Source organism: Streptomyces sp. LN549 (genome assembly GCF_043203805.1).
GTDB lineage: Bacteria > Actinomycetota > Actinomycetes > Streptomycetales > Streptomycetaceae > Streptomyces.
Window position 1 is genome coordinate 5,035,717 of the sequence record NZ_JAZHRI010000002.1, and the last position, 20,852, is coordinate 5,056,568.

Below are 20,852 nucleotides of genomic sequence, written 5' to 3' on the forward strand. Positions count from 1 at the left end.
GTGCCTGGCCGCTGCGGCAGGATGACACCGTGCCCACCGCAGACTCCTCCTTCGATTCCACCACCGATCCGGCCGCGATGCGCGAGCAGTACCGTTCCGAGGCCTTCACCGAGGCCGGTCTCGCCGCCGATCCGATGCAGCAGTTCGCCCGCTGGTTCCGGCAGGTCGCCGCGGGCGGGATGCTCCACGAGCCGAACGCCATGGTGGTGTCCACGGCGACCCCCGAGGGCCGGCCGTCCTCCCGCACGGTGCTGCTGAAGATGTACGACGAGCGCGGCTTCGTCTTCTTCACCAACTACGACTCCCGCAAGGGCCGCGAACTCGACGCCAATCCGCACGTCTCGCTGCTCTTCCCCTGGCATCCCCTGGCCCGCCAGGTGATCGTCACCGGCACCGCGTCCCGCGTTGCCCGCGAGGAGACGGTCGCCTACTTCCGCACCCGCCCCCACGGCTCCCAGCTCGGCGCCTGGGCCAGCGACCAGTCCACGGTGATCGCCTCCCGCGAGGAGCTGGTCCACCGGTACGAGGACCTCGCGGCCCGCTACCCGGAGGGCGAGAAGGTCCCGGCGCCCCCGCACTGGGGCGGCTTCCGCGTCGTCCCCGACACGATCGAGTTCTGGCAGGGCCACGAGAACCGGCTCCACGACCGGCTGCGGTACGTGAGGCAGCCCGGCGAAAGCGCGTGGCGCGTGGAGCGGCTGTGCCCGTAGGGCGGCACTGCCCCTGGCATGCAGAAACCCGCAGGCTCTGGTCCCTCCTTGCGGAGGAGCCGGCCGGACTTACCGGCGAGCCTGCGGGTCGGTGACTGCTTGGGTTTCGGCAGACAAGCCTGCCGAGGTGCACTGTGTGCGACGACGGGCTGTCAGCCCGCAGCCACCTCACGAATCCGATAAGACTGCACTTTTCGGATCACCTCCTTTCAACGTGTAAGACCACCTTAGGAACGTCCCCGGGCTCGCACAACCGAATTAATCGGAGCCATTGATTTCGGTGAAGTCGCTGTGTGCTGGGTCACGTTCGAGTTCAATGGGCTGACGTGCGGCAATGGCGGACACGTCCTGCAGGGGGTCCGGGATGAGTGCTTCCACGAGCAGCGGAACGACCGATGCGCTCGGCCCCGATCCGATTCCCGGGGCGGAGCTGCTGGCGGCTCTCCTCGACGGGATGGACGCCGCGCTGTGCGCCTTCGACGCTGACGGCACGGTCACCCACTGGAACCGCGAGGCCGAGCGGATTCTCGGCTGGTCGGCCGGGGAGGCCGTCGGGCGGCCCGGGTTCGCCGGGTGGGCCGTGCGGCGGGCGGACGCGGGTGAGGTGCAGGGGCGGCTGATGGCCGTCATGGACGGGCCCGGGCGGCAGGTGCACGAGTTCGCGCTGCTGCGCAAGGACGGCGGGCGGGTGCTCGTGCGGACCCAGTCGGCCGGGGTGCGCGGCGCGGACGGGAAGCCCGCCGGGGTGTACTGCGCCTTCAGCGAGGTCCATGCGCAGATCGATCTGGAGCGGTCCATCGCCCTGAGCGAGGCGCTTTTCGAGGACGCGTCGTGGGGCGTGGTGCTCGTGGACGTGGATCTGCGGCCGACCGTCGTCAACGCGCACGCGGCCCGCGCACTGGGCGGCGGCCGGACGACGCTGCTGGGCCGGCCGCTCGGTGAGCTGATCGTGCAGGGTGTGGAGGACCTGGAGGGTGCGCTCCAGCACGTACTGGCCGAGGGCGCGCCGGACGCCCCCGCCGAGCTGTGGGTGACGTTGCGTACGGGCGACGGCGACCGGCGGCGCTGCTGGCGCAGTGGATTTCTGCGGCTGGCCTCGCCGCTCGCGGAGGAGCCGGTGCCGCTGGGTGTCGGCTGGCTGTTCCAGGACGTGACGGCGGCGAAGCTGGCGGCCCAGGACGCGGACCGGGTGCGGTTCCGGTCCAGTCAGCTGCACCGGGCCTCGCGGTCGGCCGCCGAGTGCGAGGACCCGATGGAGGCGGCCACCTCGTCGCTGGACTACGCGCTCGCGGGCTTCGCCGACCATGCGCTGGTCGACCTGGTGGCGGGCGAGCGGCTGTTGCGCGCGGCTCAAACGCCGTCCGACGCGCCAGGCCCCTGCCTGCCGGTGGCCGGGGGCGGCATTCCGCTGCGGTACGCGCCGGGGCACCCGGCCCTGCAGGCGGTGGACCGTACGGGGTCGGTGCGGGCCTCGGCGGGTGCCGGTTCGGCGCAGGCGGCGGGGGAGTGGGCGACGGAGCGCCGGTGGCCGGCCGATTCGGTGCACGCCCTGTGTGCGGTGCTGCGGAGCCGGGGGCGGACGCTGGGCGTGGTGACGTTCCTGCGCTCGTCCCACCGCGCCGCCTTCGAGCGTCCGGACGCGGTGTACGCGGAGAGCGTGGCGGACCGGGTGGCGGCGTCGGTGGACCTGTACCAGGCGGTGAACTCCAGCCCGTCCGGCGATTGAGGACGGAACCCTCGCCGGGGCGGGCGCTTGAGGACGGAACCTTCGCCGGGGGCGGGCGCTTGAGGACGGAACCCTCGCCGGGGGCGGGCGCTCATCCCACGGACCCGGCCGCACCGCAGCCCGCCGCCGGCCAAGCGCTCAGTGCCGGTAGAAGATCCGGTCGGCGTACTCCGCCATCACACGGCCGTTCCACTCATGGCCCCCGTCGACGTTGCCCGACCGCAGCAGCGGCGGCTCGACGCCCCGCTCCAGCAGCCGTTCCGCCGCGGCGGCCATCATCGACTGCATGATCGCGCTGGTGACGACCGTCGACGCGGGGGCGAAGGGCGCCTCGATGCCGTCGACGTCCAGCTCCGCGTCGCCGATGGAGATCTTGCTGTCCAGGACGATGTCGCAGTGGTCCCGCAGGAATCCGCCCGAGCTGTGCCGGGACCGGGTGCCTTCCGCGTACGCGACCGAGGTGACGCCGATGACCTTCAGGCCCAGCGCGCGTGCGTTCAGCGCCATCTCCACCGGCAGGGCGTTGCGCCCGGAGAGCGAGATGATCACGAGGACGTCGCCCGCCTTCGCGGGGCTGGAGTCGAGCACCGCGCCGGCGAGGCCGTCGACCCGCTCGAGGGCGGAGCCGAGGGTCGCCGGCATGACGTCGACGCCCAGGGTGCCGGGGACGGCCAGCACGTTCATGAGGGCGAGTCCGCCGGCGCGGTAGACGACGTCCTGGGCGGCCAGCGAGGAGTGCCCGGCTCCGAAGGCGAAGAGTCTGCCGCCGGCCACGACGGTGTCGGCGATCGCGTCACCGGCTGCCGCGATGGCGCCCGACTCCTCGTCGCGCACGCGCTCCAGCAGGCCGATCGCTGCGTCGAAGAACTGACCGGCCAGCTTGCTTTCGCTCATCGAGGAGGGCCTTTCCGGCGGGGTGGGGTGTCCATGGGGGAGTCCGTACCGCCGATCACGTTGCGGTCTGGACCAGTGACATGTCAATACCGCACGGGCCGTTCCCGGCCTCGTCGGCAGAGCTCCTTCGGACGGCGCGGCACGGTTGTCGGTGCTATGCGTCAGAATTGGACGAGGGCCAGCGCACGACTGCATCGAGGGGCACGAATGTCCGGACTGATCGACACAACGGAGATGTATCTCCGCACCATCCTCGAACTCGAAGAGGAAGGCGTGGTCCCCATGCGCGCCCGGATCGCTGAACGGCTGGACCAGAGTGGTCCGACCGTCAGCCAGACGGTGGCGCGGATGGAGCGCGACGGCCTGGTGCAGGTCGCGGGGGACCGGCACCTGGAGCTGACGGAGGAGGGCCGCCGGCTGGCGACCCGAGTGATGCGCAAGCACCGGCTCGCCGAGTGCCTGCTCGTCGACGTGATCGGCCTGGAGTGGGAGCAGGTCCACGCCGAGGCATGCCGTTGGGAACATGTGATGAGCGAGGCCGTGGAGCGGCGGGTGCTGGAGCTGCTGCGCCACCCGACGGAGTCTCCGTACGGTAATCCCATCCCGGGCCTTGAGGAGCTGGGCGAGAAGGCCGAGGCCGACCCGTTCCTCGACGAGGGCATGGTCAGCCTGTCGGAGCTCGACCCGGGCGCCGACGGCAAGACGGTGGTGGTCCGCCGGATCGGTGAGCCGATCCAGACGGACGCCCAGCTGATGTACACGCTGCGGCGGGCGGGCGTGCAGCCCGGTTCCGTGGTCAGCGTGACCCAGTCGCCCGGCGGAGTGCTGGTCGGCAGCAGCGGCGAGGCGGCGGAGCTGGACTCCGAGGTCGCTTCGCACGTGTTCGTGGCGAAGCGCTGAACCTGGCGCGGCGTCGCGGACGTGAGCAAGCGCTGAGCGTGGCGATGCTCCGGATGTGAGCAAGCGCTGAAGTACGGGTGGCGGACGATCAGCGGTTGCTGTCGTCCGTTTTCCGTTTTTCCGTCCGGAATTGCAGCGCCCGGACGGATCGCGTGCCAGGCTGTCGCGGAGGGATACCTGAGAGTGTCGGCCGTCTGGCCGCACGGTCGGGGAGGGGAGCAGGGGTATGCGCCCGTCGTACTGGCATGTCCGGCCTGCGCACTGGGCGAAAGCTGTCGCGGTCCCGCCGGTTGCCCCGGCGCACGCGCCTGTGACGCGCGCCCCGGCATCCGAGTCACGCCCCCGGACCCATGGCCCCGGAGCGACGGATGGCCCCGGCGCCGCAAGGCGCCGGGGCCTGTCCTCCCCTGTTCCGACCTGGAGCCCCGAGCTCTCGAGGTCGGTTCCCGCGAGCCCTCATCCCCGAGTGGCTCGCCTCCCGGAGAAGATCTCCCCTCCGTGGCCGACGTCAATCCTGGGAGGCGGTCACTCGAACGAGCGGTGTTATGTGCCGGAACCCGGTTTTCGAATAAAGGTTCGATAGTCTGGCCGACGCGACCACATGGTGATCGAGGGACCAGAAGGGGGTGCCAGAACATATGGTGCGGCGCATCGATGTGACCGGAGCCGACGGCGTACGCCTCGCGGCCTGGGAGTTCGCCGACCCGCCCAAGGGGCGCGCGGAGACCGACCGCGCCGGGGGCGTCTTACTGCTCCACGGACTGATGGGCCGGGCCTCGCACTGGGCCCCCACCACCCGCTGGCTCGCCGAGCGGCACCGGGCGGTCGGCCTCGACCAGCGCGGACACGGCCGCAGCGAGAAGCCGGCCGGGGGTCCGTACACCCGCGATGCGTACGTCGCCGACGCCGAGGCCGCGATCGAACAGCTCGGCCTCGCCCCCGTCACCCTTGTCGGGCATTCGATGGGAGCGCTCACCGCCTGGCAGCTCGCCGCGAAGCGCCCCGACCTCGTCCGGGCCCTGGTCATCTGCGACATGCGGGCCTCCGCACTCGGTGCTGCCTCGCAGCGGGAGTGGGAGGACTGGTTCAATTCCTGGCCGGTTCCGTTCGCCACCCTGTCCGACGTACGGAAGTGGTTCGGCGAGGACGACCCCTGGGTGGAGCGCCCCAACCCGGCCCGCGGTGAGTTCTTCGCCGAGGTGATGGCCGAGCGCGCCGACGGCTGGCGGCCCGTCTTCTCCCGCCGGCAGATGCTCACCTCCCGCGCCACCTGGGTCTTCGACGCGCACTGGGAGGAGCTGGCGCAGGTCAGGTGCCCCACCCTGGTGCTCCGCGGTCTGGACGGCGAGCTGGGCCGGGCGGAGGCCCAGGAGATGGTCCGGGTGCTGCCCCGCGGGCAGTACGCGGAGGTGGCCGACGCCGGCCACCTCGTCCACTACGACCAGCCCGAGGGCTGGCGCGCCGCGGTCGAACCCTTCCTGGAGCAGCTCGCCGAGGACGCCCAGGACGACCGGGAGCCGGTGGCTCCGTAACGACCGGGCCCGGCCTCGGCTGCCGCGCCCGTCACCCCTTGCTGACCGCCGTCAGGATCTCCGGCAGCCGGTCCGCCGTGCGGGGCGCGGCGACCCGCAGCCCGCCCCAGGCGATCAGCGTCCCGTACGCGGCACCCACCGGCACCAGGAGCCACAGCAGGCCCTCCGCGTCGGAGAGGTGCAGCCAGATCGTCAGACCGATCACGGGTGCGCACAGCAGCGCCGCCGAGACCATGCCGCCGAGGATGGAGATCCAGGCGAGCCCGGCCTGCCCGGGGGCCACGTTCTTGAACGCGCCGTCCTGCGGGATCGAGTACGGGAAGTTCGCCGAGGCCACGGCACCCGTCGCCAGCATCGCGCCCAGCAGGGCGAACGACAGTCCCATGACCCCCGGCAGCACTGCCCAGTCCCCGAGCACCGCCGCCGTCAGGACAGTGACCAGGACCGTGTACGGGAGGGTGATCAGCAGCAGGGCCAGTGCCCGCGCCCGCAGTTCGAGGTACGCGTCGCGGGTCGAGGAGATCGTCAGCGCCACCATCCAGAACGCCGAGGTGTCCTGCCCGAACTGGTTGTACATCTGGATGCCGAGCATTCCGGCGCCGAAGCACGCGAAGTAGACCGACCCCGTGCCCTGCAGGGCGTTGAGCAGCGGCACGATCAGCCCGATCGCCAGCGCCGACACCCAGGCGGCCTTGGTCTTCGGGTCCCGTGCGACGTACCGCAGGCTGCGCTCCATCACCGTGCCGGTGCGCCCCTCGGGGAACAGCGCCCACAGGCCGGAGCCCTCCCGGCCGGACTTCCGGGCCGGTTCGGCGGCGGAGAGCGTCGAGCCGTCCGGCGCCGTCATCAGCTTCTCCAGGCTGCGCCGCCACAGCACCACCAGCAGGACCAGCGCGGCCGCGGAGAGGAGCAGTTGCACGGCGGCCCGCCCGTACGCCCCCTGGGACGCGGAGTCCACGGAGCCGATCGCCGAGGCGGGCGGCAGCCAGCGCACCACCTCCGCCGCCGGGTCGAGTGCGGAGAGGCCGCCCGCCCGGCCGAGCCGCTGCACGCCGAAGTTGACGGCCTGGATCCCGACCGCGATCACCAGCCCGCTGAGCACCGCCAGATCGCGGCCCTTGCGGGAGGTCAGCAGCCGGGTGTTGGCCGTGGCGACGGCCCGTGCCAGCGCGACGCAGACCAGCAGGGTCAGCGGGGCCGCCAGGACGGCGAACACCACCGCGCCCGGCCCGTGCGCCAGCGCGGTCACCGAACCGGCCGCCAGGCAGAGCGTGAACAGCGGTCCTATGCCGACCAGTGAGGAGACCAGCAGTGCGGTGATCAGGGGCCGGGGCCGCAGCGGCAGCATCACGAGGCGGCTCGGGTCGAGGGTCTCGTCGCCGGCGGCGAAGAAGAGCGGCATCACGGCCCAGCCGAGCGCCAGCACCGCTGCCAGCAGCACGACGAGGGAGCCCGCGTGGGCGTGGCCGCGCAGCGCGATCAGCCCGATCAGCTGGCCCAGGGCGATCAGCAGGGTGGCGACGACGGAGGCGATGTACACGGCCCGGCGGCCGGCCGACTGCCGCAGCCCGTTGCGGAGCAGGGCGAGCTTGAGCCGTACGAGGACGGGGACCAGTTCCGTGCCGCCCGCCGGGCCGCTCGTGCGGGGACCGGAGGCGGCCGGGGCGTCGAGCACGCTCATCGGGCACCGCCGAGCCAGTCCAGGGCGGCGCCGTTGTCGCGGTCGCCCGCGCCGACGAGCTCCAGGAAGGCGTTCTGGAGCGAGGACGCGTCGCCGCGGACCTGGGCGAGGGTGCCCTGGGCGCGGATGGTGCCCGCCGCCATGACGGCCACCCAGTCGCAGAGCGACTCGACGAGCTCCATCACATGGCTGGAGAAGACGACGGTCGCCCCCGACCCGGTGTAGCGCTCCAGCACTCCGCGGATGGTCTGGGCCGACACCGGGTCGACGCCCTCGAACGGCTCGTCGAGGAAGAGCACTTCGGGGTTGTGCAGCAGCGCGGCGGCGAGCCCGATCTTCTTGCGCATGCCCGTCGAGTAGTCGATGACGAGCTTGTGCTGGGCGCCCGCCAGGTCCAGGACGTCCAGCAGCTGGGTGGCCCTGCTGTCCACCTCGTCGCCGGGCAGCCCGCGCAACCTCCCTGTGTAGCCGAGGAGTTCACGTCCCGAGAGGCGTTCGAAGAGCCGCAGGCCCTCGGGCAGGACGCCGATGCGGGACTTCACCTCGACCGGGTCGCGCCAGACGTCCCGGCCGCCGATCTCGATCCGTCCCAGATCGGGGCGGAGCAGGCCGGTGACCATGGACAGGGTGGTGGTCTTGCCGGCGCCGTTGGGGCCGACCAGGCCGATGAACTTGCCTGCGGGCAGCGCCAGATCGATTCCGGCGACCGCGGTGTGGGCGCCGAACCGTTTCCACAGTCCTTCCACGCGCACCGCGGGCGGAGCCGCCCGCGGGACATCGGGCTCGACGGCCCGGTCGGCCCCGTCGATGTCTGTCCGGTCCGGCATGCTGCACGCCCTTCGAAGTCCCCTTGGAGCGTCCGGCGATGAGGGGTGCGACGTCGCACCCCTCATCGCCGGACGCTCCTGCTTGGGGGCCAGCCTACGAAAGGCGGCTCCGCGCGTCGGCGGCCTCGCGCCCGCAGGCGTAGGCGAGCGGGCTGATGAGCTCGTCCACCTCGGGCAGCCAGCGGTTGGTGGCGGAGGGGCCGCGGGCCCACTGCACGGCGCCGGCCCCGCCGACCCGGGTCGGTGGGGCGGCGATGTAGTGGCCCTCGCCGATTCCGCGCAGCCCGATCGCCGTGGCGTCCCAGCCGACCTTCCGGACGAGGCCGTCGGCCTTGGCGGCGGCGCCGGGCAGGACGAAGAACTGCATCCGGCGGTCGGGGGTGCGGGTGACCGGTCCGAGCGGCAGGCTCATCCGCTCCATCCGGGCCAGCGCCAGGAAACCCGCCGACTCCGGTACGTCGATCGCGTCGAAGACGCGGCCGGTCGGCAGCAGGATCGAGGCGCGGGGCTGCTGCGACCACATCCGGCGGGCCGCCGCGGCACTGCCGGTGGCCCTGCCCGCCCAGTCGGTCCGGGTCGGGTGGGCGCCGGGCACCGCGCAGCCGGTCTCACCGCACGAGCACCGTTCCGTGCCGTCGGCCGGCTCCAGCCAGGTGCCGGGGCACACGTCCCAGTGCCGCTCCTCCGCGTACCGCACCGCGGCGTCGAGCAGCTGCTCGGCTCGCTGCTGGGGGATCTGTGCGGCTTCCATGACTCCGATGGGCTCTTCCACGCACAGCACAACTCCCCCCGCCACCTGGGGTTACGGCCGCGGTGAGCGCGGTTACGGTCCATCGCTTCCGCATACGGGGCGCATCGATGCACGGGCGGGGGCGCGCGGGAGCGACGTCGGCGGCGGGCGGGTAGCCACATACCGGAGATCCGGCACAGTTCGCTCGGCAGTCTAGGGTGCACGCCGGGAGATAAGGGCAGAGACGCGTCAAAAGTGACCAACACGATGAATCGGCGAATTTCTCAGGCATATGTCGGGCAGTGATTCCTGCAAAGATCACTGCGGCCTCAGGGGGAGAAACATGGCAGCCAGGCCTCTCGTCGCACGCCAGCCGAACGAACGGCTCCAGGCGCTCATTCAGGAAGCCGGATGCTCCAACGCGGGCCTCGCCCGCCGCGTCAACATGGTCGGGGCCGAGCGCGGGCTCGACCTCCGCTACGACAAGACCTCCGTGGCCCGCTGGCTGCGCGGACAGCAGCCACGCGGCCGGGCGCCGGGAATCATCGCCGAGGCGCTCGGCCGCAAGCTCGGCCGTACGGTCACGATCGACGAGATCGGGATGGCCAACGGCAAGAACCTGGCCTCAGGCGTCGGCCTGCAGTTCGCCCCGACGGTGACCGGCGCGATCGAGCAGGTCTGCGAGCTGTGGCGCAGCGACGTCGGCCGCCGTGACTTCCTGTCCGGTTCCGCGGTCGCGTCCTCGGCGCTGGTCGAGCCCAGCCGGGACTGGCTGATCACCGGCGCGGACCCGCAGGTCGCACGGGTGGCCGGGGCCCGGGTCGGGATGCCGGACGTCGAGGCGGTGCGGGCGACGACGGCGGCGCTGGTCGACCTGGACCACCGGTTCGGCAGCGGTCATGTGCGGCCGGTCCTGGTGCACTACCTGAACAGCGTGGTCTCAGGTCTGCTCTCGGGGGCGTACCGCGAGTCGACCGGGCGGCAGCTGTTCGGGGCGGTCGCGCGGCTCACCGAGCTTGCCGGGTACATGGCGATCGACACGGGCCAGCCGGGCCTCGCCCAGCGCTACTACATCCAGGCGCTGCGCCTTGCCCAGGCTGCGGGCGACCGCGCCTACGGGGGATATGTGCTGGCCGCCTCGATGAGTCATCTCGCCGCGCAGCTCGGCAATCCACGGGAGATCGCCCAGCTGGCCAGGGCGGCCCAGGAAGGGGCGCGCGGGCGGGTCACCCCGCGGGCGGAGGCGATGTTCTACGCGGCGGAGGCCCGGGGCCACGCGCTGCTCGGCGACGCGCGTACCACGCAGGCGGTGGCGGGCCGGGCGCTGACGGCGCTGGAGCAGGCCGACCCGGACAGCGGTGACGATCCCGACTGGATCGTTCACTTCGACCATGCGTATCTGGCCGACGAGCTGGCGCACTGCCACCGCGACCTCGGTCAGGCGGAGGCGGCCGCGCGCCGGGCGAAGGAGGCCCTGGGCGGTCTTCCGGCGTCCCGTGCCCGCCGCCGGGGCATCGGTCTGGCCCTGCTGGCCGCGGCGCAGGTGCAGCTGCGTGAGGTGGAGCAGGCCTGCCACACCGGGACGCGGGCCATGGAGCTGCTGGGCACGGTGCGCTCCAGCCGGGGCGCGGAGTATCTGGACGACCTGCAGCAGCGTCTGCTGCCGTACGGGGACGAGCCCGCGGTGCGGGAGTTCGGCGCCCGTCTGGAGCTTCAGGCGGCCTGACGGGAGGGCGCTTCCGGGCCGCACAGTCCGCCGGCCGGGGCGGCTGCCTGCGGGTGCCCCCATTACCTGCGTCGTGAGGCCGCTGCGTGTTACAGCCCGTGTGAAGGGGTGGTGAGCGACAACACACGCTTGGCGAACGGCAGGGACCACCCGATAGCGTGAGCCGACGATTCCATAAGGCCGACCGGCACATGGGGGGTGGGTGAAGGAGCGGGACTGGGTGCGTGCCCAGCCCCGCGACGCCGCCCCCCATGTGCCGGTCGGACTAAGTTCACACGTAGGAGTCCTGGTGACACAGAGCGGACAGGGTGACGAGCAGCAGCTCCCTGCTGTACGACCCGCGCACGAGGGCATCGTGCTGCCCGCGGGTGGCGGCGAGCCCTGGACGCCGGGGGGACCCGCGGACCAGGCTGCCCCGGCAGGCGGTCAGCCGTGGGGGCAGCCCTGGGGACCGCAGGCACCCCACCAGGACCCTGCGCAGCAGGGGCCGTACGGGCAGCAGGCACAGCACGGGCAGTACGGCCAGGGACAGCAGGTTCCGGGGTACGGCCAGGTTCCGCAGGCACAGCCGCAACCGCCCGCCCAGCAGCAGCACCAGTCCCAGCAGCACCAGCCGTCGCCGTACGCCCAGCCGTTGCCGCCCGAGGCGGTACCCGGCGGGGGCGGCGACGTGGACGCCACGCAGTACATCGCGCCGATACCGGGCGGCCCCGGGCCGGGCGGCCTGCCGCCGGAGAACCCCGCGGAGTCCACGCAGTTCCTGGGCCGCGCCCAGCAGCAGGGGTACCAGCAGCCCGGCGGTCATGCCGCACCGCCGCCCGCGCAGGGCGGCCAGGACGCCGACGCGACCCAGTACATACCGCCCGTGCCAGGCGGTGCCCCGTACGGCATCCGGCCCGGGGCGCCCGGTGAGCGGCAGCCGCCCGCCGAGTTCGACAACCTCTTCCGCAACGACGAACCCGCGGGCGCCACACAGCAGATGCCCCGGTTCGACCCCTCGCAGCGCCAGCAGCACCAGCAGTACCCGCCCCAGGGCGGGCAGCAGCAGTACCAGGGCGGGCCGCCCCCGCAGGCGTACCAGCAGGCGCCCCCGTACACGGGCCCCGAGGACGGGCTGCCGCAGGACGGGCAGGACGGGCGGCGGAAGAGGTCCGCGCACGTCCCGCTGATCGCCGCGGTCGTTGTCGGCTGTGCCGTGATCGGGCTCGGTGCCGGCGCCCTGTTGAGTGGTGGCGACGACAAGGACGAGGACGGCAAGCCGCCGGTGGTGGCGGCGAGTTCGCCCGCGGCCCAGCCCTCCGCCAAGGCTGCGGTGGACCCGGCGAAGCCGCAGGCGGAGGCGCTCGACAAGCTGCTCGCGGACAGCAACAACAGCAGGTCCGCGGTGATCGGCGCGGTGGAGAAGACCAAGAGCTGCACCGACCTGGACAAGGCCGTGGCCGACCTCAAGGGCGCCGCCCAGCAGCGTCGCGATCTGGTGACCCGGCTCAAGGGGCTGTCGGTCGACAAGCTGCCGGACAACGCCCAGTTGACCGCATCGCTGACCAAGGCCTGGCAGGCATCCGCCTCGGCGGACGACCACTACGCCGCCTGGGCGGCGCAGGCCAAGAGCAAGAAGGTGTGCAAGAAGGGCAAGGCCCGTACGACGACGCAGACGCAGCAGGCCAACGTCCAGAGCGGTGAGGCGACCAAGGCCAAGAAGCAGGCCTCCAGACTGTGGAACGTCATCGCGACGAAGTACGGCCTGACGAAGCGCGCGTCCACGGCACTCTGAGCGCGGTGGACGCCAGGAGACCCCGGGTGCCGGTGCCGGGGTCTCAGTCGGTCGCGCTGGCGTCCGACAGAGTCTGCGTCACATCCACGAAGCCCTTCCTGTCGGCGACCAGCCGGCCCTCGCGCACGACCTGGAACGTCACCTTGCTGTTCACGATGCGCGGGTACGAGGCCGAGCCGATCATGTCCTCGTAGCGCCAGCGCAGTACGGGGGTGAGGCCGCCGGTGTTCACCTGGGTGCCGTGGGTGAGGGCCTTGGTGACCGCCCGGGACGTGATGTCCGCCTCGTTCAGCGACTCGACGATCGACTTCAGGGCGGTGTAGGCGATCCATGTCGTCTGCACGCCCGTGTCGTCCGGGTCGATGCGGTTGTCGCCGAAGGCGTGCTTGCTGATCACCCGGCGCATCAGATCCCAGCGGTTGTCGCCGGGGGCCGGGTACCACCCGGTGACGTACGCGCCCTCGAACGGGCTCGCACGGCCGCCGGTGCGGTCGATGAGCGGCTGTGCGATGCTGCCGAGGACCGAGGAGATCCGCACCGATCCGCCGGCCGGCTCCAGCCGTCTGAAGGAGTCGAAGAACGTCTCCGTGCGGTCACCGAGCACGGCCGTCACGCAGCCGCCGTCGGAGCCCGCCCCCGCCAGTGCGCGCCCGGCCGCCTCGTCGTACGACGTGGTTCCCTCGGCGGCCTGGACGTCGACCGGTGCGGGCCGGTGGGCCTCGGTGAGGCCGGTGTTGAGGAGCCACGCCTGGCTGTCGCCGCCCAGGGTGTCGGGCCGCACCAGCGAGACCTGGTCGCAGGTGGCGGCCAACTGCTTCGCGTTGCCCGCCAGGAGCGCCGACTGGCCGCCGGTGACCGGGTAGGACATGTAGCTCCGGAACTCCTCCTCGGAGGCGCCGTAGCCGCCGATGTACGGGATCCCGGCGAATTCGAGCGGTGTCATGGACGCCCGTCCGTGCCGGCTGTAGGAGCCGAGGACCGCGACGGCTTTCTCCTTGACGGCCCGGCGGGCGCAGTTGCCCGCGCCGATCGAGGTGTCCTGCTCGTCGCAGGTGATCACGCGCAGCTCGTGTCCGTCGATCCCGCCCTCGCCGTTGATCCAGCGGGCGTACGTCTGCGCCATCGCGGTCATGCCGGCCATGTTGACGGCGTCCGGGTCCGTGGCGCCGCTGGGTGCCCAGGTCACTACGGTGACGGGCTCCCTGGAGCCCCCCGATGCCCCAGGGAGTGCGCCGCAGCCGGTCATCAGCAAAGCCCCTGCCGCCACCGCACCGGTGAACAATCTGAAGGGGCGGGGGGAGGTGGGGCGTCGCCGTCCGGTCATGGGCACAGACACTTCACGTCCCCGGGTAACGCCACAGTGTGCTCCGTTCAACGCTCGGTGACGTACAGGTGAATTACAGGGGCCCGTAGGGGAAGCCGGAAAGGGAACGTACGATCGACAACCGTGCAGCAAGGTTCCGAGAACTCTTCCCGTCGCGGCCGTCGCTCCTCCACCATGGGCGGCATGCCGCTCAATGACATTCCTTGGTGGCGCTGGCGCAGCAACGTGCGCTCGGCGCTGCACATGCTCTCCGACCCCGTCTTCCATCACGAGTGCTGGCTGGCCGGCAGGGAGGGATACGGCGACGTCACCGACGCCGTGTACCGCCTGGTCGAGGACACCTGGCTCGACAACTGGTCCGCCGAGAAGTACGTCGGCACGGTCTTCCGGGACTCCGGAGAGGCCGCCCTCGTCGACGTCGCCGTGCTGCGGGTGCTGCGCATCATGCACCAGGTCGGCGCGGACGCCCCCGTCTCGGCCTACCTGGAGCATCACGGCTGGCCGGAGGCCGTGCGGGCCGCCCGCGAGGCCCATGTGCTGCTCGCCACGAACGACGGCGAGGACCCCGACGTCCCGCCGCGGTCGCTGGACGTGCTCCGCATCATGACCAGGACCGCCTGAGATCGGGGCGGTGTGGCACCCTACGGGGATGACCGCGCCGCAGCCTGCCGATACCGCCCCCGAGCAGTACGTCCTCACGCTCTCGTGCCCCGACAAACAGGGCATCGTGCACGCCGTGTCGAGCTATCTCTTCATGACCGGCTGCAACATCGAGGACAGCCAGCAGTTCGGGGACCACGACACGGGTCTGTTCTTCATGCGCGTCCACTTCTCGGCGGACAGCCCGGTGACGCTCGACAAGCTGCGGGCGAGCTTCGCGGCGATCGGTGACTCCTTCCGGATGGACTGGCAGATCCACCGGTCCTCGGACCGGATGCGGGTCGTGCTGATGGTCAGCAAGTTCGGCCACTGCCTCAACGACCTGCTGTTCCGTTCCCGCATCGGGGCCCTGCCGGTCGAGATCGCGGCGGTCGTCTCCAACCACACCGACTTCGCCGAGCTGGTCGCCTCGTACGACGTTCCCTTCCGCCACATCCCCGTGAGCAGGGAGAACAAGGCGGAGGCGGAGGCGCAGCTGCTGGAGCTGGTCCGCGAGGAGGACGTGGAGCTGGTCGTCCTGGCCCGCTACATGCAGGTCCTCTCGGACGATCTGTGCAAGCAGCTCAGCGGCCGGATCATCAACATCCACCACTCGTTCCTGCCGAGCTTCAAGGGCGCCAAGCCGTACCACCAGGCGCATGCACGCGGTGTGAAGCTGATCGGTGCGACGGCGCACTACGTCACGGCCGACCTCGACGAGGGTCCGATCATCGAGCAGGAGGTCGAGCGGGTGGGCCACGGCGTGACGCCGGACCAGCTGGTCGCCATCGGGCGCGACGTGGAGTGCCAGGCCCTGGCGCGCGCGGTCAAGTGGCACGCGGAGCGGCGCATCCTGCTGAACGGCCGCCGTACGGTGATCTTCGCGTAGTCCGGCGGTCTACAGCCTGCTGAGCGAGGCCGCCGCGAAGAGCACGTCCCGGATGGCGTCGCGGTCCCCGCGCTGCCCGGCCGCCGCCTCCACGGGCGGCACATGCCCCGCCACCAGCTGGCAGAACTCCACGCCGTCCAGCGCGACCTGCGCCACCGTGTGGTCGGGGGAGCCGACAGCGGCGGGGGAGTCCAGCGCGATGTACCAGTTGCCGCCGCCCGAGCCCTCGACCTCCAGATGGAGCGAGCGGCCCGGGGACCCGGCCGTCACCAGACGGCGGGCCGGACCGGCGAGCCCCGCCCTGCGCCGCACGGCCAGGGCGGCCGGCAGGAGCCGCGCCGCCAGGTCGATCATCCGGTGCAGGTGGGCGGCGGAGGGCGGCTCGTACGGGTAGTCCACCGCGTCCGCGATGTCACCGGCGTGCACCCAGCACTCGAACGCCCGGTCCAGCATGGCGTCCTGCAGCGGCAGAGCGAAGTCACCGTAGGAGACGGAGAGCTCCGAGACGCCGCGCCCCGCGAAGGACACGGTGCGGATGAGGGTGTGGCTCTGGTCGCGCCACGGTTCGCGGACGCTGCGGGTCGGCGGTCGCCGGGCGGAGGACCAGTACGTCTCGGTGCGCGAGGTGGGTGCGAGCGGCAGCCCGGAGCCCCTGCGCGGGGTGCCGGGGATGCTCTCCGCGAGTGGGTCGTCGAGGCCGAGGGCGGTGCTGACCAGGCCGTCGACGGTCATCAGATGACCGATGACACCGGCGACCGTCGTCTTGCGGTTCACCCCGCGCTCGTCCTCGAACCACTTCAGCCGCACCGGGGCGTGCCACTCCGAGTCGCCGATGTCGCGCAGCAGCGCGTCGAGCCGGGCCGTCTCGGCGTCGTACGGGGCGGCCCACTCCGGAACCGGGATCTTGGCCGGACGGCGGCTCAGGCAGTTCTCCAGCACCCGGGTCCGGAGAATCGGATCCAGGTCCAGGCTGCGGTCGGTGTGCAGCAGGCCGACCGCGTCGCGCAGTCGCAGGGCCTCGTCCGCGCAGGGGGCGCATTCCGTGAGGTGCGCCTCGACGGCCTCGGTCTCCTCGGCCGAGCACGCGGCCAGCGCCCAGGCTCCGAGAAGGGCCTTCAGGACGCGGTGCGGGAGCACCGGTGCGGGCGGGCCGGGCGGATCGTCGTCGGGCTGCGCCTGCTCCGGCGCAGGTTCCGGTTGCGGTTCCTGAGCCACGGGTACGGGCGCGGGTGGCGGCGGTGGGACGAACCGGCTCGGGTCGAAGTCGTCCGCGGCGGCCCGTGGGCCCGGTATGCGCGGGACGCCCCGCGCCACGTCGTCCCGGCCGTCTCCCTCGCGGCTGTCCTCCTCGCGGCCGTCCGCGTCGTCGGTCACAGCGGCCGCCCGTATCCGGGCGGTGAGGAGCCCTCCAGCGGCCGGGTGTGCGCGGTGGACAGCAGTTGCAGCCCCAGCCGCAGCCGGCGGCGCGCCTCGTCCTCGGTGACCCCGAGGTCGGTCGCGGTCTGCCGGTAGTCGCGGCGCTGGATGTACGCGAGCTCCAGCGCGGCCCGCAGTGGTGCGGGCATGGACGCGACGATGTAGTCGGCGCGGGCGGCGGCGGTGGCCAGGCGCACCCGTTCCTCCAGATCGGCCGGGCCGACGCCGGTCCCGTCGTACCCGTCGTCCTCCCCGCGTCCGCCGTACGTGCCGTAACCGTCGTCCGCCTGCGCGGCGGCGGTGGTCCTGCGCAGCCGCTGCACGGATTCGCGGTGGGTGAGACGGGCGACCCAGGAACGCATCGAGCCCTGCTTGGGGTCGTAGGCGTCGGGGTTCTCCCACACGTAACCGAAGACCTCGCGGGTGACGAGGTCCGCGGCGCTCTCGTCGTCGAGCATCCGGTTGGCCTGGCTGTGCACGAGGGAGGCGAACCGGTCGTAGAGCTCGCCGAGGGCAGCCGCCTCACCGCGTGCCAGCCGCTGCTGCATCCTGCGGTCCCAGCGGGGTGGTGCGTTTTTGGCCATGCGCCCCCCAGCCCTGTGCCGTCAGGGCCTCTCGCCCTGTACCCCTCGTCACACCGAATGTAGTCGGCAAGGCTGACCGAGCACGCCCCTTTACGGCAAGTACGTCCCCGCGATCGCCCTGGATGGTAGGGAATGCGGCGCCCTGCGGCGACGGAAGCGGACCTGAAGTGATCATTTCTGCCCGAAACCGTTCTGGGCCTTCCTGCGGGAGGCGGTGTTTCATGGGGAGCGCGCCGGGGCAGCCGCGAGGAGGAACGCAAACTTCCGGATCGCTGGAACCCCCGGAATCCCCGGAACGAGAGGCCCAGTCGCGTGAGCACACCATGCCCTCCCGGAAACCAACCTCCGGCTGCCACTTCCCACGCCCCCTGGCTTCCCCAGGAACGCTCCCGGAAGCCACTCGAAGTGGCCGAGGCCGAACAGGGCGTGTGGACCGTGCTGCACATGCGCGGCGAACTGGACCTGGTCACCTCACCCGTGGTCCGCCAGTCCGTCCACGACGCCGTGGCCGTGGGCTGCCACAACGTGGTGCTCGACCTCTCCGAGGTCTTCTTCTGCGATTCCAGCGGCGTCGGCGTCCTGATCGCCTCCCGCCGTCTGATGCGCTCCTGCGGCGGCCGCCTGAGGCTGATCCTGCCCGCCCGGGGCGCCGAGGAGGGCTCCCACGTCAACCGGGTGCTCGCCGCGCTGGGGGTACGCCGGCTGTTCGAGGTCTACCCGGACCGGGAGTCCGCCGTCGACGAGGAAGCCCAGCCCCTCTCGGCCTGAAACGGCTGCCGGCCGGTCGCCCGCCCGGACATTAATACCGGGTTGTCACACTGGTGACGCGCGTAAGTGACACGTGACGCCTGCGGGCGTCGTACGCTCCCCGCATGGACAGCGCAGAGTATGAGCGCAAGATCGCCTTCCGCTTCGCCGCCTTCGACCAGGACGGCAACGGATACATCGATCGCGCGGATTTCAACGCCGCCGCGGCCCGTCTGCTCACCGAGTTCGGTACGACGGCCCGCTGCGACAAGGGCCAGGCGCTCTACAGCGGGGCCGAGGCGTTCTGGCAGGGCATGGCGGGCATCGCCGACGTCGACGGGGACCAGCGGGTCACCCGTGAGGAGTTCGTGGGCGGCGCGGTGAAACGGCTCCGCGACAGCCCCGAGCGCTTCGCGGAGATCGCCCGCCCCTTCCTGCGGGCGGCGATCGCGGTGGCCGACCAGGACAACGACGGCGCGGCCGCGGTACCGGCGGTCGAGCGGGCCCTGCGGGTCCTGGGCGCGAGCCCGGACGCGGCGGCGTTCGCCGCACAGAGCCTGGACGCGGACCGCGACGGGCGGATCGCGGAGGCGGAGGCGGTGGCGGCGTTCGCCGGGTACTTCACGGTGATCGAGCCCGACGCGTAGCCCTTGGGCGGGCGGCAGCGGGGGCCTGTGCGTTGCCCCTTTCCGGGGCGGGGGTTCCGTCCTCAATCGCCGGACGGGCTTGGGTGCGGGGGCTCCGCGGGGTGCGGGTGCGCCACTGTCCGGTGGGTGGGGGTGGGGCCCCTCCGGGGCGTCTCCTCAGAAATGGCGTGTGCACCCGGTGACGCGGGGGACCCGGGTCGTACGCCATTTCCTGCGGGGACCCCCCTGCACGGCCCCACCCTGCATCAGTCGCGTCTGCACACCGGCCCTGCGACTGCCGCAGACGCCCGGCGGCCGGGTTCGGGGCCGTGCAGGGGAGTCCCCGCAGGACGACGAACAGACACCCGGGTCACGCCGCGTACCCGCGGAACGTTCGTCGTTTGAGGAGACGCCCCGGAGGGGCCCCGGACCCCCCACCACCGGGTCACGGCGCCCCCGCGGAGCACCCGCACCAACCAGCCCGTCCGGCGCTTGAGGACGGAACCCCGCACCCCGGTCCGGGGCGACCGGTCAACGGGCAAAGCGCGCACGCAACTGGTACTTCAGGACCTTGCGGAGTGCCTCGTTGCGGGGCAGCGCGTCCACCAGTTCCAGTTGTTCCGGCAGCTTGTGGACCGACAGGCCCTCGTCGCGCAGGTAGGCCGTCAGCTCTGGGAGGGTGAGGGGGGCGGTGTTCGGGGGTTGCTCCACCACCGCGCAGACGCGTTCGCCCCGCTCCTGGTCCGGGAGGCCGATCACCGCCGCGTCGCCCACGCCGGGGTGGCGGGCCAGGAGGTCCTCTATCTCCTTCGCCGAGATGTTCTCGCCCTTGCGGATGATGATGTCCTTCAGCCGGCCGGTGAGCACCAGGTGCCCGCTCGGCTTCACGTGTCCGACATCGCCCGTGATCAGGAAGCCGTCGGCGTCGAAGGGGCTGGCGGAGGCCAGGTAGCCCTGGCAGACCGCCTCGCCCCGCAGACGGACCTCGCCGTCCGTGTCGTACGGCAGCGGCTTGCCGTCCTCGTCGGTGATCCGGATCTCCATGCCCTCGGGCGGCCGCCCTTCCGTCTCGGCGAGGTGTTCCACCGTGTCGTCCGGGGCGCCCATCGTGATCATGGGGACCTCGGTCATGCCGTAGCCGTGGGTGAGCTGGACACCCATCTCTCGTACCACCGCGTGGTAGATCTCGGGCGGCTTCGGGGCGCCGCCGCCCGCCAGCAGGCGGAGGGTGGGGATGAGAGGGGTGGACGGGGCCTTGCGCTGTTCCGTCAGGAACATGGAGTAGAAGGCCGTGGAGCCGCCCGCGACCGTCACCCCGTGGCGCCGGTAGCCCGCGAGGGCGTCGGGCATCGCGAAGTGCTCGAACAGCACCGCGGGGAAGCCGTACAGCAGCAGCATCACGGAATAGTCCGGCCCGGCGACATGGGCGAACGGGAAGGCCATCGAGCCGACGTCGTCCGCCGACAGGTGCAGCGCGTGGGCCAGGCAGGAGCCGCCCGCGATCAGGCTGCGGTCGGTGTGCAGGACGCCCTTGGGGTCGGACGTGGTGCCCGAGGTCCAGTAGATCCAGCGCACCGTCGTGCCGTCCGCGGGCGGCGGGGGCAGGATCGCCGGGTCGGCGTCGGGGAGGGTGTCGTACGCCTCGAAGATCTGGGGCGGGTGTGCGAGGTCCGCCGACAGGCGGGCAGCCATCGCCGTGTGGTCGAAGCCGCGCCAGGTGCCCGGCACCGCGAAGAACTCCGCCTTCGACTCACGCAGTGCGAAGCCGACCTCGCGGTCGCGGTAGAAGGGGATGACGGGCGTCTGCACCGCCCCGATCCGGGCCAGTGCGAAGGACAGCAGCGCCGTCTCCAGCCTGGTCGGCAGCTGCCAGGCGACGACGGTCCCCGGGCGCACCCCCATGGCGTACAGGCCTGCCGCCACGCGTCCGGCCCGGGTGCGCAGTTCGCCGAAGGTGAGCGTGCGGTCGTCCTGGATCAGGAAGGGCCGGTCCGGCGTCAGGGCGGCCCGGCGTTCGATGAGCTCCCAGAAGGTGCCTGATGCACCCAGGGCGTGTGCGGTCTCGGTCACGGCGAACCCCTCACAGCTGACGGGTAGTCAGATCGTGCGGAGAGCGTAGAGCGCTGC

18 protein-coding genes are annotated in these 20,852 nt (G+C 72.1%); 10 read left to right on the forward strand and 8 right to left on the reverse strand.

The window, feature by feature from the left end:
* Positions 1-77 precede the first annotated feature (77 nt).
* On the forward strand, positions 78-710 hold the full coding sequence (gene pdxH / locus SH922_RS22855) for a pyridoxamine 5'-phosphate oxidase (protein ID WP_393063657.1): 633 nt from the start codon (positions 78-80) through the stop codon (positions 708-710).
* 364 nt (positions 711-1,074) lie between these two features.
* Entirely contained in the window at positions 1,075-2,436 is a 1,362-nt protein-coding gene (locus SH922_RS22860) for a PAS domain-containing protein (protein WP_393059759.1), read from the forward strand.
* A gap of 138 nt (positions 2,437-2,574) precedes the next feature.
* On the opposite strand, the gene SH922_RS22865 is transcribed toward SH922_RS22860, so the two are convergent.
* Positions 2,575-3,330: an SIS domain-containing protein gene (locus SH922_RS22865; protein ID WP_393059760.1), complete on the reverse strand. Its 756-nt coding sequence runs from the start codon at positions 3,328-3,330 to the stop codon at positions 2,575-2,577.
* A 207-nt stretch (positions 3,331-3,537) separates the two neighbouring features.
* Between SH922_RS22865 and SH922_RS22870 the strand changes: the two genes are divergently transcribed.
* Both SH922_RS22870 and SH922_RS22875 read left to right on the forward strand, forming a co-directional pair.
* Positions 3,538-4,230, forward strand: a complete 693-nt coding sequence (locus SH922_RS22870) for a metal-dependent transcriptional regulator (RefSeq protein WP_136328905.1) — start codon at positions 3,538-3,540, stop codon at positions 4,228-4,230.
* Between the two features lie 638 nt (positions 4,231-4,868).
* Entirely contained in the window at positions 4,869-5,762 is an 894-nt protein-coding gene (locus SH922_RS22875) for an alpha/beta fold hydrolase (protein WP_393063658.1), read from the forward strand.
* Between the two features lie 31 nt (positions 5,763-5,793).
* Here the strand turns inward: SH922_RS22875 and SH922_RS22880 are convergent, their stop codons facing one another.
* The 3 genes from SH922_RS22880 to SH922_RS22890 form a co-directional block, all read right to left on the reverse strand.
* Positions 5,794-7,443 carry a transporter gene (locus SH922_RS22880; protein ID WP_393059761.1) on the reverse strand — a complete coding sequence of 550 codons (1,650 nt, stop codon included), beginning with the start codon at positions 7,441-7,443 and terminating at the stop codon, positions 5,794-5,796.
* Entirely contained in the window at positions 7,440-8,270 is an 831-nt protein-coding gene (locus SH922_RS22885; RefSeq protein WP_393059762.1) for an ABC transporter ATP-binding protein, read from the reverse strand. Before SH922_RS22885 ends, SH922_RS22880 begins: the two co-directional genes overlap by 4 nt.
* Positions 8,271-8,364: 94 nt before the next feature.
* On the reverse strand, positions 8,365-9,021 hold the full coding sequence (locus tag SH922_RS22890) for a bifunctional DNA primase/polymerase (protein ID WP_393063659.1): 657 nt from the start codon (positions 9,019-9,021) through the stop codon (positions 8,365-8,367).
* 322 nt (positions 9,022-9,343) lie between these two features.
* Between SH922_RS22890 and SH922_RS22895 the strand changes: the two genes are divergently transcribed.
* A complete protein-coding gene (locus SH922_RS22895) occupies positions 9,344-10,726 on the forward strand; it encodes a transcriptional regulator (RefSeq protein ID WP_393059763.1) in 1,383 nt (460 codons plus the stop codon).
* A gap of 289 nt (positions 10,727-11,015) precedes the next feature.
* Positions 11,016-12,500, forward strand: a complete 1,485-nt coding sequence (locus tag SH922_RS22900; RefSeq protein WP_393059764.1) for a hypothetical protein — start codon at positions 11,016-11,018, stop codon at positions 12,498-12,500.
* 43 nt (positions 12,501-12,543) lie between these two features.
* Here the strand turns inward: SH922_RS22900 and SH922_RS22905 are convergent, their stop codons facing one another.
* Entirely contained in the window at positions 12,544-13,824 is a 1,281-nt protein-coding gene (locus tag SH922_RS22905; protein ID WP_393059765.1) for an ABC transporter substrate-binding protein, read from the reverse strand.
* A 174-nt stretch (positions 13,825-13,998) separates the two neighbouring features.
* Between SH922_RS22905 and SH922_RS22910 the strand changes: the two genes are divergently transcribed.
* Together SH922_RS22910 and purU are read left to right on the forward strand one after the other, a co-directional pair.
* Positions 13,999-14,445: a hypothetical protein gene (locus SH922_RS22910; protein WP_266786353.1), complete on the forward strand. Its 447-nt coding sequence runs from the start codon at positions 13,999-14,001 to the stop codon at positions 14,443-14,445.
* Positions 14,446-14,473: 28 nt separating this feature from the next.
* A complete protein-coding gene (gene purU, locus SH922_RS22915) occupies positions 14,474-15,352 on the forward strand; it encodes a formyltetrahydrofolate deformylase (protein WP_393059766.1) in 879 nt (292 codons plus the stop codon).
* A 9-nt stretch (positions 15,353-15,361) separates the two neighbouring features.
* On the opposite strand, the gene SH922_RS22920 is transcribed toward purU, so the two are convergent.
* Both SH922_RS22920 and SH922_RS22925 read right to left on the reverse strand, forming a co-directional pair.
* Complete coding sequence (locus SH922_RS22920) at positions 15,362-16,726, reverse strand: zf-HC2 domain-containing protein (RefSeq protein ID WP_393059767.1); 1,365 nt, start codon at positions 16,724-16,726, stop codon at positions 15,362-15,364.
* On the reverse strand, positions 16,723-17,352 hold the full coding sequence (locus tag SH922_RS22925) for an RNA polymerase sigma factor (protein ID WP_393059768.1): 630 nt from the start codon (positions 17,350-17,352) through the stop codon (positions 16,723-16,725). Before SH922_RS22925 ends, SH922_RS22920 begins: the two co-directional genes overlap by 4 nt.
* Before the next feature lie 405 nt (positions 17,353-17,757).
* Here SH922_RS22925 and SH922_RS22930 point away from each other — a divergent pair, with 405 nt between their 5' ends.
* Together SH922_RS22930 and SH922_RS22935 are read left to right on the forward strand one after the other, a co-directional pair.
* Positions 17,758-18,120, forward strand: coding sequence for an STAS domain-containing protein (locus SH922_RS22930; protein ID WP_393059769.1), 363 nt, complete (start codon positions 17,758-17,760; stop codon positions 18,118-18,120).
* A 104-nt stretch (positions 18,121-18,224) separates the two neighbouring features.
* The gene (locus tag SH922_RS22935; protein WP_393059770.1) at positions 18,225-18,746 is read left to right on the forward strand and encodes an EF-hand domain-containing protein; all 522 of its coding nucleotides are present in this window, start codon (positions 18,225-18,227) and stop codon (positions 18,744-18,746) included.
* 510 nt (positions 18,747-19,256) lie between these two features.
* On the opposite strand, the gene SH922_RS22940 is transcribed toward SH922_RS22935, so the two are convergent.
* A complete protein-coding gene (locus SH922_RS22940) occupies positions 19,257-20,795 on the reverse strand; it encodes a class I adenylate-forming enzyme family protein (RefSeq protein ID WP_393059771.1) in 1,539 nt (512 codons plus the stop codon).
* Between the last annotated feature and the right edge of the window lie 57 nt (positions 20,796-20,852).

What these genes read in the sequence shown, in the direction of transcription:
- pdxH (WP_393063657.1), top strand. Translation starts at nt 78, where the DNA reads ATGCGCGAGCAGTACCGTTCCGAGGCCTTCACCGAGGCCGGTCTCGCC.
- SH922_RS22860 (WP_393059759.1), top strand. Translation starts at nt 1,075, where the DNA reads ATGAGTGCTTCCACGAGCAGCGGAACGACCGATGCGCTCGGCCCCGAT.
- SH922_RS22865 (WP_393059760.1), bottom strand. Translation starts at nt 3,330, where the DNA reads ATGAGCGAAAGCAAGCTGGCCGGTCAGTTCTTCGACGCAGCGATCGGC.
- SH922_RS22870 (WP_136328905.1), top strand. Translation starts at nt 3,538, where the DNA reads ATGTCCGGACTGATCGACACAACGGAGATGTATCTCCGCACCATCCTC.
- SH922_RS22875 (WP_393063658.1), top strand. Translation starts at nt 4,869, where the DNA reads ATGGTGCGGCGCATCGATGTGACCGGAGCCGACGGCGTACGCCTCGCG.
- SH922_RS22880 (WP_393059761.1), bottom strand. Translation starts at nt 7,443, where the DNA reads ATGAGCGTGCTCGACGCCCCGGCCGCCTCCGGTCCCCGCACGAGCGGC.
- SH922_RS22885 (WP_393059762.1), bottom strand. Translation starts at nt 8,270, where the DNA reads ATGCCGGACCGGACAGACATCGACGGGGCCGACCGGGCCGTCGAGCCC.
- SH922_RS22890 (WP_393063659.1), bottom strand. Translation starts at nt 9,021, where the DNA reads ATGGAAGCCGCACAGATCCCCCAGCAGCGAGCCGAGCAGCTGCTCGAC.
- SH922_RS22895 (WP_393059763.1), top strand. Translation starts at nt 9,344, where the DNA reads ATGGCAGCCAGGCCTCTCGTCGCACGCCAGCCGAACGAACGGCTCCAG.
- SH922_RS22905 (WP_393059765.1), bottom strand. Translation starts at nt 13,824, where the DNA reads ATGACCGGACGGCGACGCCCCACCTCCCCCCGCCCCTTCAGATTGTTC.
- SH922_RS22910 (WP_266786353.1), top strand. Translation starts at nt 13,999, where the DNA reads ATGGGCGGCATGCCGCTCAATGACATTCCTTGGTGGCGCTGGCGCAGC.
- purU (WP_393059766.1), top strand. Translation starts at nt 14,474, where the DNA reads ATGACCGCGCCGCAGCCTGCCGATACCGCCCCCGAGCAGTACGTCCTC.
- SH922_RS22925 (WP_393059768.1), bottom strand. Translation starts at nt 17,352, where the DNA reads ATGGCCAAAAACGCACCACCCCGCTGGGACCGCAGGATGCAGCAGCGG.
- SH922_RS22935 (WP_393059770.1), top strand. Translation starts at nt 18,225, where the DNA reads ATGGACAGCGCAGAGTATGAGCGCAAGATCGCCTTCCGCTTCGCCGCC.